The sequence below is a fragment of the Parabacteroides sp. CT06 genome (assembly GCF_002257605.1).
Taxonomy (GTDB): domain Bacteria; phylum Bacteroidota; class Bacteroidia; order Bacteroidales; family Tannerellaceae; genus Parabacteroides; species Parabacteroides distasonis.
On sequence record NZ_CP022754.1, the window covers coordinates 1,443,807 to 1,460,945 of the forward strand.

A 17,139-nucleotide genomic window follows, 5' to 3' on the forward strand; every position below is an offset into this window, starting at 1 on the left:
ACATCGGTGAATGAATTTAAATTAACATGAAATCTGGTGTACCAAGCGGAATATATGATATTTTTGTTAAACGAATGATTAATAAGAGAAAAGCATGAAAGACTTACGGAATCATAATATATTGGTTGTTGGAAGTAGCAATACCGATATGGTCGTAAAGACGAATCATCTCCCTCGTCCGGGAGAGACGGTATTAGGCGGAACATTTTTTATGAACCCGGGTGGGAAAGGAGCGAATCAAGCGGTTGCTGTTGCGCGGTTAGGGGGACAGGTCTCGTTTATTTGTAAAACAGGCAGTGATATATTCGGACATCAATCCCAGCAGCTATTTGAGGAAGAGGGGATTGATACTTCCTATATTTTCTCAGATCCGAAGAATCCATCTGGCGTAGCGTTGATTACGGTGGATGCTCATGCTGAAAACTGTATTGTGGTGGCCTCCGGAGCTAATGCTAATCTATTACCTTCTGATTTAGCGAAATCGGAAGAGGCGATAGAAAAAGCCGATTTGATTTTAATGCAATTGGAGATTCCTATGGATACTGTCGAGTTTGTCGCTAAGATGGCATCGAAGAAGAACAAACGGGTAATATTGAATCCGGCTCCAGCTCAAACTTTGTCGGCTACGTTACTCCGGCATCTGTATATGATTACCCCGAATGAGACAGAGGCAGAGATGATCTCTGGCGTGAAGATCACGGATGAGGTTTCCGCAAAGAAGGCTGCGCAAGTTATAATGGAGATGGGAGTACAGAACGTAATCGTTACTTTAGGCTCAAAAGGAGCTTTGATCTATTGTGATTCCATGGTAGATATGGTTCCTGCGATAAAAGTGGAAGCCGTTGATACTACTGCCGCCGGGGATATTTTCAACGGCGCTTTAACGGTGGCTTTGGCTGAGGGGCGGGATTTAAGGGAAGCCGTGAGATTCGCTTGCAAAGCTTCCGCCATTTCCGTGACTCGTGTGGGAGCGCAATCTTCTGTTCCTTACCGGAATGAGGTGGATATTTTTGATTAATCTATAAAAACAATCTAATATTATGAAACAAACAGTATTTGCGGTGATAACGGTAGCCTCTTTATTTCTAGGGGCGACCTCATGTTCCCAACAACCCTCGGCAAAGGATCAAACGACGGTGCCCGCTGAGTTTACGATTAGTAAAGAAAAGTTGATGGATAAGATTAAGGGAGGTTGGGCCGGACAAACCATAGGCTGTACGTATGGCGGTCCGACGGAGTTCAAATATAACGGAACGATGATTCAAGAATACGTACCGATCGTATGGCCGGACGGATATATCAAGTGGTGGTACGAGAATGTACCCGGATTGTACGATGATGTTTATATGGACCTTACATTCGTGGATGTCTTTGACCGGTTGGGATTGGACGCTCCTGTGGACTCATTCGCCATGGCGTTCGCTACGGCGGGATATACGTTATGGCATGCTAACCAGTCGGCACGTTATAATATTTTGCAAGGGATCATGCCTCCGGCGTCCGGCCATTGGCTGAATAACCCTCATGCGGATGATCTGGATTATCAGATCGAGGCGGACTATGCCGGACTGATGTCGCCGGGTATGCCGAATACGGCTTCCGAGATTTCTGATAAGATCGGGCATATCATGAATTACGGAGACGGTTGGTACGGCGGTGTGTATGTCGGGGCGATGTATTCGTTATCGTTTATCTCGGATGATATCGAGTTTATCGTGACCGAGGCGTTAAAGACGATACCGGAGCAAAGTACCTATTATAAATGTATGAGCGATGTGATCCGCTGGCATAAGGAATATCCGGACGATTGGAAACGCACTTGGTTTGAGTGTGAGAAGAAATGGAGCTCGGATATTGGTTGTCCGGATGGCGTTTTCGTTCCGTTCAATATCGATGCCGTGATCAATAGCGCATACATTCTTATCGGCTTGCTTTATGGTGAGGGAGATTTCTATAAGACATTGGATATCTCTACCCGTTGTGGACAAGATTCGGATTGCAACCCAGCCTCTGCGGGTGGTATCTTAGGAACAATCCTTGGTTATAGCCGTATACCGGATTATTGGATGAAGAACTTGAGAGAGGTGGAGAATATGGATTTTGCCTATACGACCATCTCATTGAATAAGACTTACCAAATGGGCTTCGATCAAGCGTTGCAAGTGATAGAGCGCAACGGCGGTTCCGTTTCAGGTGACGAGGTGACGATCAAATGCCAGCAACCTGTAGCCGTTCGTTACGAGAAGGCTTTCGAGGGTATGTATCCGATAGAGAAAGTGGCGGTTAATAAGAATTTGTCCGATGTAGGAGAACTTCCATTTGAGGGAACAGGCGCCGTATTCAAAGGCTTTGTGAACGCTAAAGATGATAAATACGTAGCGAAAGTAGAGATGTACCTAGATGGGGAGCTGGTTGAGACGGCGAACCTTCCGGCATCCTATACGACTCGTAGGAACGACCTGTTTTGGAAGTATCAGCTGCCCAAGGGAAAACATACGGCTACGTTTAAATGGCTAAATCCACGTAATGATGTCTCCGTACATTTCGGTGAGATACTGATTTACTCGGATGCTCCGAAAGAGATTGTTCACCAATAAAATTATAAAGATTATGAAGAAATCATTGTTTCTGATGGGCTTATTCGCCTTGTTTATCTCCTGTAAGGGGAATGTTTCTCAAACCGATAAGCCTCAACCGGTAAATCTTATTCTAGATACCGATTTAGGTCCGGACTATGATGATGTGGGCGCTATGGCCTTGATGCATGCCTTGGCGGATAGCGGTCAGGTAAATATTCTTGCGACTCTTTCCTCCAACCATGATGAGCGGGTGGTGCCTTGCATTGAGGTGCTGAATACTTATTTCAACCGTCCGGACATACCGGTAGGGGCACCAAAGAGCGAACCGGGGGCCTCCTTGACTACTTGGCATAAAACGAAGTGGACTGACGAGTTACCCGCTAACTATCCGCATCATACGGCGAAGACTTCCGACGCTCCGGATGCCCTGAAGGTGTATCGTAAGATTCTGAGCGAACAACCGGATACCAGCGTTGTTATTTGTACGATTGGTTTCTTCTCTAATTTAAGGGATTTGCTTCAATCGGGAGCTGATGAATATAGCGATCTCTCCGGAAAGGAATTAGTCGCCAAGAAAGTGAAACGTTTGGTTTCTATGGCGGGCCTGTTTCCGGAAGGTAAAGAATTCAATGTGTATTGCGATGTCCCTGCCTCTAAAGTCGTAGCGGAGGAATGGCCTACAGAGATTGTCTTTAGCGGTTTTGAGATCGGGAACGTAATCTTGACCGGAAAGAAACTGGTGCAAATGAACGTGGAGAACAGTCCTGTAAAAGATGCGTATGCCCTTTGTTTTGCGGAGGGAGACCCGGAAGGGCGCATGAGCTGGGATCATACGGCGGTATTGGTCGCTATAAAAGGTTATGAGCCTTATTTCGATGTAGAGCGAGGAACCTTTCATGTCGTAGATGATGAGGGGACTAACAATTGGGTGGCAAATCCCAATGGCCGTGATCTTCGTTTGATCGAGAAGATGCCGCCTACGGAGGTCGCTTCCTTGATAGAGAATTATATGATGCATCAACGATCTATTAAATAGTATTTTTATGTATATCGTACAAGATTATTCTTTAGCTGTCATATTCTGTGTCGTTACGATGCTTTGTTGGGGATCGTGGGGGAATACGCAGAAATTAGCCTCCAAGACTTGGAGATATGAGTTCTTCTATTGGGACTACGTGATTGGTGTCTTGCTCTTTTCTCTGATTTCCGGCTTTACCTTGGGTAGCATCGGGACGGAAGGACGCAGTTTCCTGCCGGATTTGGCGCAAGCGAACCTCGCTAGTTTAGGGAGTGCCTTTTTGGGCGGTATTATTTTTAATGCTGCCAATATCTTGTTGTCTGCGGCGATCGCCATTTGCGGATTGTCGGTTGCTTTTCCGGTTGGGATCGGATTAGCCTTGGTGCTAGGCGTATTGGTTAACTATTTCGGGGCGGCGAAGGGGGAACCAACTTATATCTTTATCGGTGTAGCTTTAATCACGGTCGCCATCATCTTGAATGGCCTGGCTTATAAGAAAGCCTTGGTCGGTACCAAGAAAGTATCGGGGAAGGGGATCCTTATATCGGTTGTGGCCGGCGTGATCATGGCCTTTTTCTATCGTTTTGTCGCCGCTTCCATGGATATGGAGAATTTCGCTTCTCCGGCACCCGGGAAGTTGACGCCTTATACCGCCGTATTTGTTTTTGCCATAGGAGTATTTGTTAGTAATTTCTTGTTTAACACATTGGCAATGAAACATCCGGTGGAAGGTAAGCCTGTCTCCATATGCGGTTATTTTAAGGGAAATATGAGTACGCACCTCGTGGGTGTATTGGGGGGTGTTATCTGGTGTATCGGTCAATCTTTCAGTATGATAGCGTCAGAGAAAGCGGGAGCGGCTATATCTTACGGATTGGGGCAAGGAGCTACGCTAGTCTCCGCTTTATGGGGCATCCTTATCTGGAAAGAGTTCAAGGGAGCACCAGCCATTTCCAATCGTCTGAATGTCGGGATGTTTATTTTATTCGTGATCGGACTTGGGTTCTTAATTTATGCGGGAGCTTAAATAACGTTATTTTTATTTATTCCGGAAAAAACATTACCTTTGTTCTTGTTTCTTGTTTATGGGAGTTTAATAACGAAAAAAAGACGATCTATGAAAGAAGAAGGTGATGTATTCAAAAAGTTCCGTGATTCCTTCAGTAGGATGGAGGGACATTTCCATATACTAGAACAGCGTGTGCCGGTTGAACTTCAGATGGAGTATTTCAAATACTCGGAAAACGTACGGAAGGAAAACCGGCCTCCCCGTCCCTTATCGGAGGATGAGTGCGAGACCCTGTACAACACTTTGTTGACGGAGGAAACCAAGGACAAGCCCGAGAAGAGATATCTGTTATCTCAATTGGCTACCTCGAAATCCGTCCGTGCGTACCGCTTGTTGGAGGAATACACCCAGCATCCGGACCCAGAAGTGACAGATTGGGCCTACATGGCTTTGATGGAGTCTCGTATCTCCTTAGAGTCCGATTTCTCCGACGAGAAACAAATTTATATCTCGACCGGCTTGGGAGGAAAAGGGGAGAAGCTGCGTTTCTATGTCTTGATGACGTCTAAAGGCAAGAAACCTTTCCAAGAATATCAGCGGCAGACAATCGAGCGGGAGTTCGCTTATTATCTGCCGAAAACGGACTGCGAGATCGAGCGTTTGACGATCGGTGAGCAGTATGTGGAGTTGGTGTTCTTGATCCCGGTGCGTACGGATATAAAAGCCACGTTGGATCGGGTGATCAATGAATGTAACCAATACGGCGATTTCCTCTCGAATGTTTTCACGATCACGAATGTCAAGGAATTGACAGCGGAGGAGGTTTCCGAGATTATAAATAAGAATGGAGACGATTAAGCAAGCTATTAAGTATGGTGTAGTCGGGTTGAGCAATACCTTGATAACGATGATCGTTATCTGGGTGATGATGAAACTCTTCGGATGCCGGGAAGGTTTATCTAACTTAACGGGATATGTGGCAGGCATATTAAACAGTTTCATCTGGAACAAGCAATGGACTTTCAAGGGAAGTTCCACCGGATGGACGAAAGGGGCGGTTCGGTTCACGATCGCTTTTATTATTTGTTATGCTTTACAGTACGGATTGGTACTGATCTTGAATTCCCGACTTACGATCGATCATTACTACAACCACTTGATTGGAATGGCTTTCTATACGGTGATTAATTTTTTAGTAAATAAGTTTTATACCTTTAAAGCTTAAAAGGCATGAAGAAGTTAGCGGTTATAGTCCCGTGTTACAACGAGGAAGCCGTGATCGAGGAATCGTATCGGCGTACGAAAGAGGTCTTGGTAAAGTTGCCGAACCCTACGGAGATTATCTATATAAATGATGGTAGTCAGGATAAGACACGTTCTTTGTTGGATCATATAGCCGCTACCGATCCTCATGTGAAGGTGATTCACTTCTCCCGGAATTTCGGTCATCAACCGGCGGTAACGGCGGGTATCAATAACTGTGACGCTGATTTGGCGATTATCATCGACGCCGATATGCAGGATCCGCCGGAATTGATTCCGGATCTGCTGGAAGTGCAGGAGAGAGAGAATGCCAACGTGGTTTATTGCGTCCGTAAGTCACGGGAAGGGGAGAGTCTTTTCAAGCTGTTCACCTCCAAGGCTTTTTACCGGGTGATGAATTATATGAGCGAGGTCCATTTCCCGCTGGATACAGGAGATTTCCGTTTAGTGGACCGGAAGGTGATGAATGAGTTCGACCGTTTTAAGGAACGGGGAAAATATATCCGTGGCTTGATAAGCTGGGTGGGCTTCCACCAAGTGCCGTTTTATTATGAGCGTGAGGCGCGTATCGCCGGCGAGACGAAATATCCGATTAGTAAGATGCTGAAATTCGCGTCGACGGCAATGCTTTATTTCTCGAAGAAGCCGTTGCGTTTGGCGACGAGTCTCGGGTTTATATCCGTATTGGTCGGTATAATCTTGGCGGTTTGGTTCACGTTGGGCAAGATCTATGGTTTTAGTAACGCCGAGGTTGGCTGGACTTCTATCATGACTTCCATTATCTTCTTTGGAGGTGTACAGTTATTGACGGTCGGCGTGTTAGGGCAATATGTCGGTATCCTCTTTGACGAGATCAAGGCCCGTCCCGAATACATTATTGACGAGAAGAAAAACTATTAAAAAACATCGGAGGCGAAATAAGCCGTTTCTCTATGATCTGAATTCTGTTCCATGATAAATGTCTTTTCATGATATACTCGTGAATGTAACATAAACAATTCGATATCCAGATAGTTTATACATAGAAGAGATTAATAAAACTTATGTGTCATGAAGTATAGAATAGAGAAAGATACCTTAGGTGAGGTGGAAGTGCCGGCGGACGTTTATTATGGGCCGCAAACACAACGGAGCGTGAATAATTTCAAGATCGCCACCGATATTAGCCGGATGCCCGAAGAGGTGATAGAGGCGTTCGCTTACTTGAAAAAAGGAGCGGCTTTGGCTAATAAAGACGCCGGTGTCTTGTCTCCGGAGAAATGCGAGTTGATCGGTAAGGTATGCGACGAGATCTTGGCGGGTAAATTAAATGACTCCTTCCCCTTGATTGTATGGCAAACGGGGAGCGGGACCCAGACGAATATGAATGTCAATGAGGTGATCGCCAACCGGGCGCATGTGTTGACCGGAGGAAAGCTAACGGATAAGGAGAAAGTGCTGCTTCCGAACGATGACGTGAATAAATCGCAATCCTCCAATGATACGTTTCCTTCCGCTATGCATATTGCCGCCTATAAGGTGATAGCGGAGGTGACGATCCCGGGATTGGAGAGTCTGTATCGTGCGTTGGCGCTAAAAAGTGAGGAGTTCATGAAGATCGTGAAGATCGGGAGGACTCATTTTATGGATGCCACTCCATTGACATTGGGGCAAGAGTTCAGTGGCTATGCGGCTCAATTAGAATATGGTATACGGAAAGTAAAGGATTCCCTATCGCATATCTCCGAATTGGCTTTAGGAGGTACGGCGGTTGGGACCGGTATTAACGCCCCGGTCAATTATGACAAGTGTGTCGCTAAGAAGATATCAGAGTTGACTGGGCTTCCTTTTGTAACCGCTCCGAATAAATTCGAGGCCCTAGCTACCCATGATGCCTTGGTTGAGGCGCATGGAGCCTTGAAATCCGTAGCGGTCAGCTTAATGAAGATCGCGAACGATATACGAATGTTGGGCTCAGGTCCTCGTGCCGGTATCGGTGAGATCCATTTGCCGGAGAACGAGCCGGGTTCCTCCATCATGCCGGGAAAGGTGAATCCTACGCAATGCGAGTCATTGACGATGATCGCCGCTCAAGTAATGGGTAACGACGTGACAATCTCGATAGCCGGCTCCAACGGGCAGTTCGAGTTGAACGTATTTAAGCCGGTGATTATCTCGAACTTCTTGCAAAGCGCCCGCTTGATTGGTGACGGTTGCCTGAATTTCAGCGAACATTGCGTAAAAGGCATTACCCCGGTGAACGAAAACATCAAACGCCATCTGGATAGCTCCTTAATGCTGGTTACCGCCTTGAATCCGAAAATAGGATATTACAAGGCCGCCGCTATCGCCCAGAAAGCCTATCAAGAAAATAAGACTTTGCGGGAGGCGGCTATCGAGTCCGGTTATGTGACCGCCGAGGAGTTTGATCGTTGGGTAGACCCGTCCAAGATGGTAGGAAAGATTGAGTAGTGTCAAAACTGCTACATCTTCTCCCAAAAATGAAACAAAGAGTTAAGATAATAATGGATATTTTTGTACCGTTATCATTTTAATTCTTTGTATTATGAAGAGCACACGATGTATTTTGTCTATAATCTTAGGGTTGCTGGCCGGATGGTTACCTCTGGGTGCGGTTACCGTATTGAAGAACCTACAGGTTGAGTATCAAACCAATCCACTGGGAATTGATGTCAGTCAGCCACGTTTTAACTGGCAGATGGAGTCCGATCGCTATGGGGCCTGTGGGCAGGCTTATCGGTTATGGGTGGCCGATAGTCCGGAGCAATTGGCTGCCGGGCGTTATATCTATGATTCGGGAAAGGTTCTTTCCGGGGAATCGGTCGGCGTAGTTTATCAAGGAAAAGCATTGCAACCTTCCACTCGCTATTATTGGAAAGTTTCCGTATGGGATGAATCGGGAACGGAAATTACCTCCACCGAGCCTGCGTGGTTCGAGACCGGTCTTCTGGGTTCCGGATGGAGTGGCGCCCGTTGGATCGGCTCGTCGGAGACACAACTCTCCAAATATCGCTCGCATTATGTGATCGACTATGATGTGCGGGTGGCCGAGGGTAATGATAAAGCCGCATTTGTCTTTGGGGCGAGGGACGCTGATAATTATGTGTCTGCTGAACTGGACTTGAATGGTTCGGGGGACGCCCGTTTCATTCTACGCCATACCACGGATGGAAAAACGACGCAAGACGCCTCGGAGAGTCTGGCCTCCATCATCCCAGCCTCGGATAAGCATAAGGCGCATCATATCCGGTTGAAGGTGACGACGGCCCAATATGCCTTGAAATATTTCGTGGATATAGAGATCGATGGAAAGACCTTGGTGAATTCCTCTTTGACTCCCGAGGAGAAAGAACGGAAGAGCCGTGGTGATTTCTGGGGAGGCAAGGAAGGGGCTTTCACCGTGTATCCTTATCCGGATGGAGAGTTGGTTTATCATTGCCGTTTGTACGCGATCGGTTTCCTGCAACCTAAAGGGCAGACCGCTACATTCTCCAACTTGCGTATCAGCGAGGATACGTGGAATACGCTTCTGTACAATCCTGCCGAGACTTATGTGGAGAAAGGGGAGGGAAAGCTCAATGTCTGGTATCCGGGCGAGAACGTATCCGCTCCCATGCTCCGGAAAACGATAAAGATAGAGAAACCGGTCAAGAGCGCCCGTTTATATGCTACCGCTAGGGGTGTCTACGAGTTCTCGGTGAACGGGCAGAAGGTTGGAAAGGATTATCTGAATCCGGGTTGGACGGATTACCGTTACCGTATCATGTATAATACGTATGATATAACGGATTTGCTACGACCGGGCGATAATGGTATCGGGGCGATGTTGGGCGCCGGATGGTGGAGCGAGCATAGCGGTTTCCTTACCGGTTGGCAGGATCAATACGGAACCCGCCAGTCCTTATTGGGAAAGATCGTGATCGAGTATGCCGACGGTACTCGTGAGACGATCGTTACGAATGATAGCTGGAAATGTTATGACCGGGGACCGATCACTTTTAACGGCCTTCAGAATGGAGAGGAATATGATGCCCGGAAAGAGGTGAACGGCTGGGATGCTCCGGGTTTTGATGACTCGTCATGGAAACCGGCGACCTTATTCGCCGCTCCTCCGGTAAATGTGGAGATCCAAGGATATGTAGGCAGCCCGATACAAAATAATGTGACCCTGACCGCTCAGTCCATGGTAGAGCCTATTCCCGGCGTCTATGTCTATGATATGGGGCAGAATATGGTCGGTGTTCCCCGTCTGACTTTCAAGGGAAAGGCCGGACAGGAAATCACGATCCGTTTCGGGGAGATGAATTATCCGGAAACGATCCCTACCGAGCCGGTCGCCCCGTACACGATCGCGATGTATAAGGAGAAGAAAGGGCAAGTCTATACGGATAATTACCGGAGCGCCCTTTCCACGGATCGCTATATCCTGAGAGGGGATGCGGCGGGTGAGACGTATGAGCCTCGCTTTACGTTCCATGGTTTCCGTTACGTGGAGATTCACGGGTTGGAGAGGCCGTTACCCTTGGAGGCGGTGAAAGGGATCGTGCTGGAATCTATCGGTGCGCGGACGAGCGGTTATGAGACATCGGACGAGCGTGTCAACCGTTTGTTTAATAACATCATTTGGGGCCAACGGGGTAATTTCCTGTCGGTTCCGACCGATTGTCCGCAACGGGATGAGCGTATGGGCTGGACAGGGGATGCGCAGGTATTCGCTCGTACGGCTACTTATAATATGAATGTCGATCCGTTTTACACCCGTTGGCTCTACTCGGTCCGGGATAATCAAGGAGATGACGGTAGTTACGCGAACTATATACCCGTGGTCGGTTTCCCGCCTCACGGCGCGGAGGATGGCGGAGGTGCCATGGGATGGATGGAAGCCGGCGTGATCGTACCGTGGCAAATGTATCAACAATACGGAGACGTGCGTATTCTGGAGCAACATTACGCTTCCATGGTCGCTTATATGGATTATTTGGAGCGTCGTGCCGTACGCTATGTACAGCCCTTCGGTGGTTTCGGCGATTGGCTGGCTATCGAGCCGACGAATTCCATGTTGACGAACACCGCTTATTCCGCCTACGACGCTTTGATTATGGAGCAGGTAGCGAAACGTTTAGGGAAGGATGCGGACCAAAGGCGTTTCCGTACTTTCTACGAGAACGTGAAGAGGTCCTTTAACGACTTGTTCGTAAACGAGGAAGGACGCACGTTCGCCCCGACGGTGGAATCTATCTTTGGCAAGGATTCGCAAGTAGGTATGTGGCCCGGAACGGCGGCTACCGAGGCGAAGATCGTGGATACGCAGACCTCATACGTGGTTCCTCTCCAGTTCGATCTGTTCAATGAGAAAAACAAACCCTTGGCGATCCGGCATCTGGTAGAGAATATCAAGAAACATAATTATACGCTTACCACTGGCTTTATCGGTACGCCTTACCTGAATTTGGTATTATCCGACAATGGTTATGACGATGTCGCCTATAAATTATTTGAGCAAACCGCCTATCCTTCATGGCTATACCCTGTCCTGCAAGGCGCAACCACGATTTGGGAACGTTGGAATTCCTACACGTTGGTAAATGGCTTCGGCCCTGTGGATATGAACTCTTTCAACCATTATTCGTATGGCGCTATCGAGGAGTGGATGATAGCTTATACCTTGGGTATCCAGCGGGATGAGGAACAACCCGCCTATAAGCACATCATCCTTCAACCCCGTATCGGCGGAACCTTCTCGTTCATCCGGGGTCATTACGATTCCGCCTATGGCCGTATCGAGAGTGGATGGCAAATCCAAAAGAAGGGCTATATATACGAGGCAACCATTCCCGCTAATACGACGGCTACCTTATATCTGCCCGCCAAATCGGAGAAGTCCGTTCGTATGGAGAAAGGGCAGGAGGGGATCACGCCCGTGGGATTGAAGGATGGGAAGGCTGTGTACCGATTGGGATCGGGGAGCTACCGGATATACGTGGATTGAATATTTCCCAAATATCCCGCCCGCGTCGGGTGCGCGGTCGAATCTTGGAGAAATGCGGGACCTCGCGCCGGGTGCGCGGTCGAATCTTGGAAAAATACGGGGCTCGCGTCGGGTGTGCGGTCGAATCTTGGAGAAATATTGGACCTCGCGCCGGGCGCGTGGTCGAATCTTGGAGAAATGCGACGCTTCTCATCCGGTGTAAGGTCAGATTTTGTAAAAACGATAGTGCCCGGCCTTATTAAAATCTGTACATTCGCGCAAAAATAAATAAGAACATTGTTCATGATTGTTTAATTCTAATTAGATCAAGCGAGAATGTCAATACGAAAATCGGATCGCATTATCAGCGTGGAGCACGTATCGAAGTATTTTGGCGAGAAGGCCGTGCTGAATGATGTAAATTTACAGGTCCGCAAGGGCGAGTTTGTAACCATTTTGGGGCCTTCCGGTTGCGGAAAGACTACCCTGTTGCGTTTGATAGCCGGCTTCCAGACGGCCTCCGAGGGCGTTATCACGATGTCCGGGAAGGAGATTACGCAGACGCCGCCGCATAAACGTCCCGTAAATACGGTATTTCAGAAATATGCTTTATTTCCACATCTGAATGTGTACAATAATATCGCCTTTGGCCTGAAGCTGAAGAAACTTCCTTCCGCCACGATCGAGAAGAAAGTGAAACAGGCGTTGAAAATGGTAGGGTTGACAGACTATGAGGATCGGGATGTCGATTCCCTTTCCGGTGGCCAGCAGCAACGTGTGGCGATCGCTCGCGCTATCGTGAATGAGCCGGAGGTGTTATTGCTGGATGAGCCGTTGGCGGCCTTGGACTTGAAGATGCGCAAGGACATGCAAATGGAATTGAAAGAGATGCATAAGTCCTTAGGCATTACGTTCGTGTACGTGACCCACGACCAAGAGGAAGCGCTGACGCTGAGCGACACGATCGTTGTCATGAGCGAGGGAAAGATCCAGCAAATCGGTACCCCGATCGATATTTATAACGAGCCGGTCAATTCGTTCGTCGCTGATTTCATCGGTGAGAGTAACATCTTGAACGGAACGATGATCAAGGATAGGCAAGTCTCTTTCGCCGGTCATGAGTTCGAGTGCGTGGATGAGGGATTCGGGGAGCAAATGCCGGTAGATGTCGTGTTGCGCCCCGAGGATATTTACATCTTCGAGCCGTCGGAGGCGGCGATGTTGACGGGTACGGTAACCTCCTCCATCTTTAAGGGCGTGCATTATGAGATGATGGTGCAAACCCCGAACGGATACGAGTTCATGGTACAGGATTATCACTGTTTCGAGGCAGGTAGCGAGGTCGGGCTTCTTATCAAGCCTTTCGATATCCATGTAATGAAGAAAGAGCGTATTTGCAATACCTTCGAGGGAAAGCTTATCGACGCTACGCATGTGGAATTCCTAGGCTGTACGTTCGAATGCAAGGAGGTAACCGATATAGAGCCAAATACGCCTGTGAAAGTCGAGATCGATTTTAAAGATGTGATCTTGGAGGATAACGAGGAAGACGGTCGCCTGACCGGAGAGGTGAAATTTATCCTCTACAAAGGCAACCATTATCATCTGACCGTGTTTACAGATTGGGACGAGGACATCTTTGTCGATACCAACGATGTATGGGATGATGGAGATCATGTCGGCATAACGATCGCCCCGGATAAAATTCGAATTATTCATGCTTAAAAAGGGAAGGAAGTGATCAATACGTTTTCTGCATTTTTTATGAGACGAAGGAACTGGACCATTCCTTATGTCCTGTTCTTGGCCATCTTTGTCGTGATACCGCTCCTCTTGATCGTGTATTACGCCTTTACGAATGACGAGGGGATGTTTACCTTCGCCAATTTCCGTAAGTTTATGATCCATCCCGAGGCGATAAACACCTTCGTGTATTCAGTCGGGATCGCTTTGATAACGACCATTCTTTGTCTGCTGCTGGGATATCCGGCCGCTTGGATATTGAGCCAAGCCCGGTTTAATACTTCCCGTACGATGGTCGTTTTGTTTATCCTTCCGATGTGGGTCAATATCTTGATCCGTACGTTGGCTACCGTGGCTTTGTTCGATTTCTTGAATTTCCCACTGGGAGAGGGGGCCTTGATCTTTGGCATGGTGTACAACTTCCTGCCCTTTATGATCTACCCGATTTATAATACGCTCCAGAAAATGGATCACAGCTTGATAGAGGCGGCGCAAGACTTGGGGGCGAATCCGTCGCAGGTATTTATCAAGGCCGTATTCCCACTATCGATGCCGGGAGTGATGAGCGGTATCATGATGGTGTTTATGCCGACCATCTCTACGTTTGCCATCGCCGAGTTGTTGACGATGAACAATATCAAGCTCTTCGGTACGACCATACAGGAGAATATCAATAACGGTATGTGGAACTACGGGGCGGCGCTTTCTCTTATCATGTTGTTATTAATCGGAATCACGGGATTGTTCAGCAATGAGAGCAGTGATTCGGCGAATGAGGGAGGGCTTATCTGATGGTGAAATATTTAGCTAAGGGATATCTGTGGGCTTTGCTCTTGTTGCTCTACTCGCCGATCTTGATTATCATGATCTTCTCGTTTACGGAGGCGAAAGTGCTGGGTAACTGGACCGGGTTCTCCACGAAATTATATAGCTCTCTTTTTGCCGGCAACGTACAACATTCGTTGGTCAGCGCCCTTTGGAATACGTTCGCTATCGCCATGATAGCCGCTACGGTATCTACCTTGTTGGGGAGCGTAGCCGCTATCGGGATCTTTAATTTGAAGGCGAGGGCCCGCAATGCCGTGAGTTTTGTCAATAACATCCCGATGTTGAATCCGGATATCATTACCGGTATTTCCTTGTTCCTGTTGTTTGTCAGCTTAGGGATCTCTCAAGGTTTGACGACGGTCGTGCTGGCGCATATCACGTTCTGTACGCCGTATGTGGTGCTAAGCGTCATGCCCCGCTTGAAGCAGATGAACCAGAATATCTACGAGGCGGCGTTGGATTTGGGGGCGACTCCGTTTCAGGCCTTGCGGAAGGTGATCTTCCCGGAAATCCGTCCGGGTATGATCAGTGGCTTTATCCTTGCCTTCACGCTGTCTATCGACGATTTCGCCGTGACCATATTTACGATTGGTAATGAGGGCTTGGAAACCCTTTCCACCTTTATCTATGCGGATGCCCGGAAAGGAGGATTGACCCCGGAACTGCGTCCCCTCTCAACGATTATATTCGTAACCGTGTTAGTATTGTTGATTGTTATAAATAAACGTGCTGAGAAAGCGAAGCGAGCGTAAATGAAAATGAAGAAATTTATATCGATTTTGTCTGTTTTGGCCCTGCTTATGGGGCTGTTCACTTCTTGCGGGCGCTCGGACGAGGAGAGAAGTAAGATCTTGAAGATTTATAACTGGGGAGATTATATCGACGAGGACGTCCTGACGGATTTCCCGAAATGGTATAAGGAACAGACGGGTGAGGAGGTCCGGATTATCTATCAGGTCTTTGATATCAATGAGATCATGTTGACCAAGATCGAACGGGGGCATGAGGATTTCGACTTGATCTGTCCCTCGGAGTATATCCTTGAGCGCATGCTGCGGAAAAATCTCTTGCTACCGATCGACCGTAATTTCGGGAAGACACCGGATTATATCAACAATGTCTCTCCCTATATCCAAGAGGAACTGAATAAGTTAAGTCAGCCGGGCCGTAAGACTACCGACTACGTGGTTCCTTATATGTGGGGAACCGCCGGCCTGTTGTATAATAAAGCCGATGTCTCGAGGGACGAGGTCATGTCGTGGAAATGCCTTTGGGACCCTCGTTTCAGGAATAAGATCTTGATGAAGGATAGCTATCGCGACGCCTATGGAACCGCCATCATCTACGCCCATGCGAGGGAATTGGCGGACGGTACCATCACGGTGGAGCAATTGATGAACGATAGCTCGCCGGAAATGATCGCTATCGCCGAGGAATACTTAAAGAAAATGAAACCGAATATCGCCGGTTGGGAGGCCGATTTCGGTAAGGAGATGATGACGAAAGGAAAGGCGTGGCTGAATTTCACTTGGAGCGGCGACGCGGTCTGGGCCATGGAAGAGGCGAGTGCCGTAGGCGTAGATCTGGGGTATGAGGTTCCTTTGGAGGGTAGTAATATCTGGTACGATGGTTGGGCGATCCCTAAATACGCTCGCAACGTGAAGGCCGCCAGTTATTTTATGGACTATCTATGCCGTCCGGACATCGTCAGCCGTAATATGGAAGTGACCGGATATGTCAGCACCGTGGCTACCCCGGAAATATTGGCGGAAAAGATCGATACAACGCAGACCGAGTTCTCGGACGTAAGTTATTTCTTCGGACCGGGAGCGGAGCGTATCCAGATAGACCCGGCTCAATATCCGGACCGGAAGGTCGTGGAACGTTGTGCCATGATCCGTGATTTCGGGAACGAGACGGAGGTGGTTCTGGAAATGTGGAGCCGGGTAAAAGGTGACAATCTTAACTCTTGGATTGTTATATTGATATTCGCTGTTTTCGGCTTGTTGTTTGTCTGGGTCGTTTACAAGCGGATCAATCGTTATCAACAGAAAAGACGACATCGTAGACGTCGTAGCTGGTATAAAAAGAAATGATATGGAAGGCATAAAGAACTTGATTATAGACTTGGGCGGTGTGCTTATTAACCTGACTCGCAACCGTTGTATCGAGGCTTTCGAGAATTTGGGCGTGGAGAATATCCGGGAACAGATCACGAATAACTATCAACATAAGGACTTGTTTGAGCGATTAGAGTTGGGAACGATTTCGGTGGAACAGTTTCGCGATGATATTCGTGCCTTATCGGGGAAGCCCCTGACGGACGAACAAATCGACACGGCATGGATCGCCATGTTGGGAGACGTCCCGGAAAATAAGTTGCGTTTGCTATTGGAGCTTCGTGAACGCTATAATACGATGCTTCTGAGCAATACGAACGAGCTTCATTGGAAATGGTCCGAAGATACCTATTTCTCTTATCAAGGTCTTTGTGCCCAAGATTTCTTCCATAAGATTTACCTCTCTTACGAATTGCATATGCTGAAGCCGAACGCGGATATTTTTGAGTACGTACTGAAGGACTCGAATCTTTTAGCCGAGGAGACTATGCTGATTGATGACGCTTCCGTGAATTGCCGGGCGGCTGAATTATTGGGAATGAAGTCCTATATGCCGCAGCAAAGGGAGGATTGGTCGCATCTATTCAAATGAAGGCCGGTCATTGTTTGGT

14 protein-coding genes are annotated in these 17,139 nt (G+C 47.9%); all 14 read left to right on the forward strand.

Going from position 1 to position 17,139, the window contains the following annotated elements; all coding sequences use genetic code 11:
• Nucleotides 1–94: 94 nt before the first annotated feature.
• The 14 genes from rbsK to CI960_RS06430 all read left to right on the forward strand — a co-directional run bounded on the left by rbsK (nt 95) and on the right by CI960_RS06430 (nt 17,120).
• Nucleotides 95–1,018, forward strand: a complete 924-nt coding sequence (gene rbsK, locus CI960_RS06365) for a ribokinase (protein WP_005858075.1) — start codon at nt 95–97, stop codon at nt 1,016–1,018.
• A gap of 22 nt (nt 1,019–1,040) precedes the next feature.
• Entirely contained in the window at nt 1,041–2,597 is a 1,557-nt protein-coding gene (locus CI960_RS06370; protein WP_005858072.1) for an ADP-ribosylglycohydrolase family protein, read from the forward strand.
• A 13-nt stretch (nt 2,598–2,610) separates the two neighbouring features.
• Nucleotides 2,611–3,615, forward strand: coding sequence for a nucleoside hydrolase (locus CI960_RS06375; RefSeq protein WP_005858071.1), 1,005 nt, complete (start codon nt 2,611–2,613; stop codon nt 3,613–3,615).
• Between the two features lie 7 nt (nt 3,616–3,622).
• A complete protein-coding gene (locus CI960_RS06380) occupies nt 3,623–4,624 on the forward strand; it encodes a GRP family sugar transporter (RefSeq protein WP_005858069.1) in 1,002 nt (333 codons plus the stop codon).
• A gap of 90 nt (nt 4,625–4,714) precedes the next feature.
• Complete coding sequence (locus CI960_RS06385) at nt 4,715–5,464, forward strand: hypothetical protein (RefSeq protein WP_005858067.1); 750 nt, start codon at nt 4,715–4,717, stop codon at nt 5,462–5,464.
• The gene (locus CI960_RS06390) at nt 5,451–5,831 is read left to right on the forward strand and encodes a GtrA family protein (RefSeq protein WP_005858065.1); all 381 of its coding nucleotides are present in this window, start codon (nt 5,451–5,453) and stop codon (nt 5,829–5,831) included. The genes CI960_RS06385 and CI960_RS06390 overlap by 14 nt, the downstream gene beginning before the upstream one ends.
• A gap of 5 nt (nt 5,832–5,836) precedes the next feature.
• Entirely contained in the window at nt 5,837–6,769 is a 933-nt protein-coding gene (locus tag CI960_RS06395; RefSeq protein ID WP_005858063.1) for a glycosyltransferase family 2 protein, read from the forward strand.
• Nucleotides 6,770–6,919: 150 nt separating this feature from the next.
• Nucleotides 6,920–8,320, forward strand: coding sequence for a class II fumarate hydratase (gene fumC / locus CI960_RS06400; RefSeq protein WP_005858061.1), 1,401 nt, complete (start codon nt 6,920–6,922; stop codon nt 8,318–8,320).
• 94 nt (nt 8,321–8,414) lie between these two features.
• Nucleotides 8,415–11,858: an alpha-L-rhamnosidase gene (locus CI960_RS06405; protein ID WP_005858059.1), complete on the forward strand. Its 3,444-nt coding sequence runs from the start codon at nt 8,415–8,417 to the stop codon at nt 11,856–11,858.
• A gap of 315 nt (nt 11,859–12,173) precedes the next feature.
• Nucleotides 12,174–13,562 carry a polyamine ABC transporter ATP-binding protein gene (potA, locus tag CI960_RS06410; protein ID WP_005858057.1) on the forward strand — a complete coding sequence of 463 codons (1,389 nt, stop codon included), beginning with the start codon at nt 12,174–12,176 and terminating at the stop codon, nt 13,560–13,562.
• Between the two features lie 12 nt (nt 13,563–13,574).
• Nucleotides 13,575–14,372 (forward strand): ABC transporter permease, encoded by a 798-nt coding sequence (locus tag CI960_RS06415; RefSeq protein ID WP_005858055.1) that lies wholly within the window; start codon nt 13,575–13,577, stop codon nt 14,370–14,372.
• Nucleotides 14,372–15,160: an ABC transporter permease gene (locus CI960_RS06420; protein ID WP_005858053.1), complete on the forward strand. Its 789-nt coding sequence runs from the start codon at nt 14,372–14,374 to the stop codon at nt 15,158–15,160. The genes CI960_RS06415 and CI960_RS06420 overlap by 1 nt, the downstream gene beginning before the upstream one ends.
• Before the next feature lie 6 nt (nt 15,161–15,166).
• Nucleotides 15,167–16,504 (forward strand): ABC transporter substrate-binding protein, encoded by a 1,338-nt coding sequence (locus tag CI960_RS06425; protein ID WP_005858051.1) that lies wholly within the window; start codon nt 15,167–15,169, stop codon nt 16,502–16,504.
• Between the two features lies 1 nt (nt 16,505).
• Nucleotides 16,506–17,120 carry an HAD family phosphatase gene (locus tag CI960_RS06430; RefSeq protein WP_005858049.1) on the forward strand — a complete coding sequence of 205 codons (615 nt, stop codon included), beginning with the start codon at nt 16,506–16,508 and terminating at the stop codon, nt 17,118–17,120.
• Nucleotides 17,121–17,139: the final 19 nt, after the last annotated feature.

Bases quoted from the DNA above. Each gene is read 5' to 3' on its own strand.
- rbsK (WP_005858075.1), top strand. From the start codon at position 95: ATGAAAGACTTACGGAATCATAATATATTGGTTGTTGGAAGTAGCAAT.
- CI960_RS06370 (WP_005858072.1), top strand. From the start codon at position 1,041: ATGAAACAAACAGTATTTGCGGTGATAACGGTAGCCTCTTTATTTCTA.
- CI960_RS06375 (WP_005858071.1), top strand. From the start codon at position 2,611: ATGAAGAAATCATTGTTTCTGATGGGCTTATTCGCCTTGTTTATCTCC.
- CI960_RS06380 (WP_005858069.1), top strand. From the start codon at position 3,623: ATGTATATCGTACAAGATTATTCTTTAGCTGTCATATTCTGTGTCGTT.
- CI960_RS06385 (WP_005858067.1), top strand. From the start codon at position 4,715: ATGAAAGAAGAAGGTGATGTATTCAAAAAGTTCCGTGATTCCTTCAGT.
- CI960_RS06390 (WP_005858065.1), top strand. From the start codon at position 5,451: ATGGAGACGATTAAGCAAGCTATTAAGTATGGTGTAGTCGGGTTGAGC.
- CI960_RS06395 (WP_005858063.1), top strand. From the start codon at position 5,837: ATGAAGAAGTTAGCGGTTATAGTCCCGTGTTACAACGAGGAAGCCGTG.
- fumC (WP_005858061.1), top strand. From the start codon at position 6,920: ATGAAGTATAGAATAGAGAAAGATACCTTAGGTGAGGTGGAAGTGCCG.
- CI960_RS06405 (WP_005858059.1), top strand. From the start codon at position 8,415: ATGAAGAGCACACGATGTATTTTGTCTATAATCTTAGGGTTGCTGGCC.
- potA (WP_005858057.1), top strand. From the start codon at position 12,174: ATGTCAATACGAAAATCGGATCGCATTATCAGCGTGGAGCACGTATCG.
- CI960_RS06420 (WP_005858053.1), top strand. From the start codon at position 14,372: ATGGTGAAATATTTAGCTAAGGGATATCTGTGGGCTTTGCTCTTGTTG.
- CI960_RS06425 (WP_005858051.1), top strand. From the start codon at position 15,167: ATGAAGAAATTTATATCGATTTTGTCTGTTTTGGCCCTGCTTATGGGG.
- CI960_RS06430 (WP_005858049.1), top strand. From the start codon at position 16,506: ATGGAAGGCATAAAGAACTTGATTATAGACTTGGGCGGTGTGCTTATT.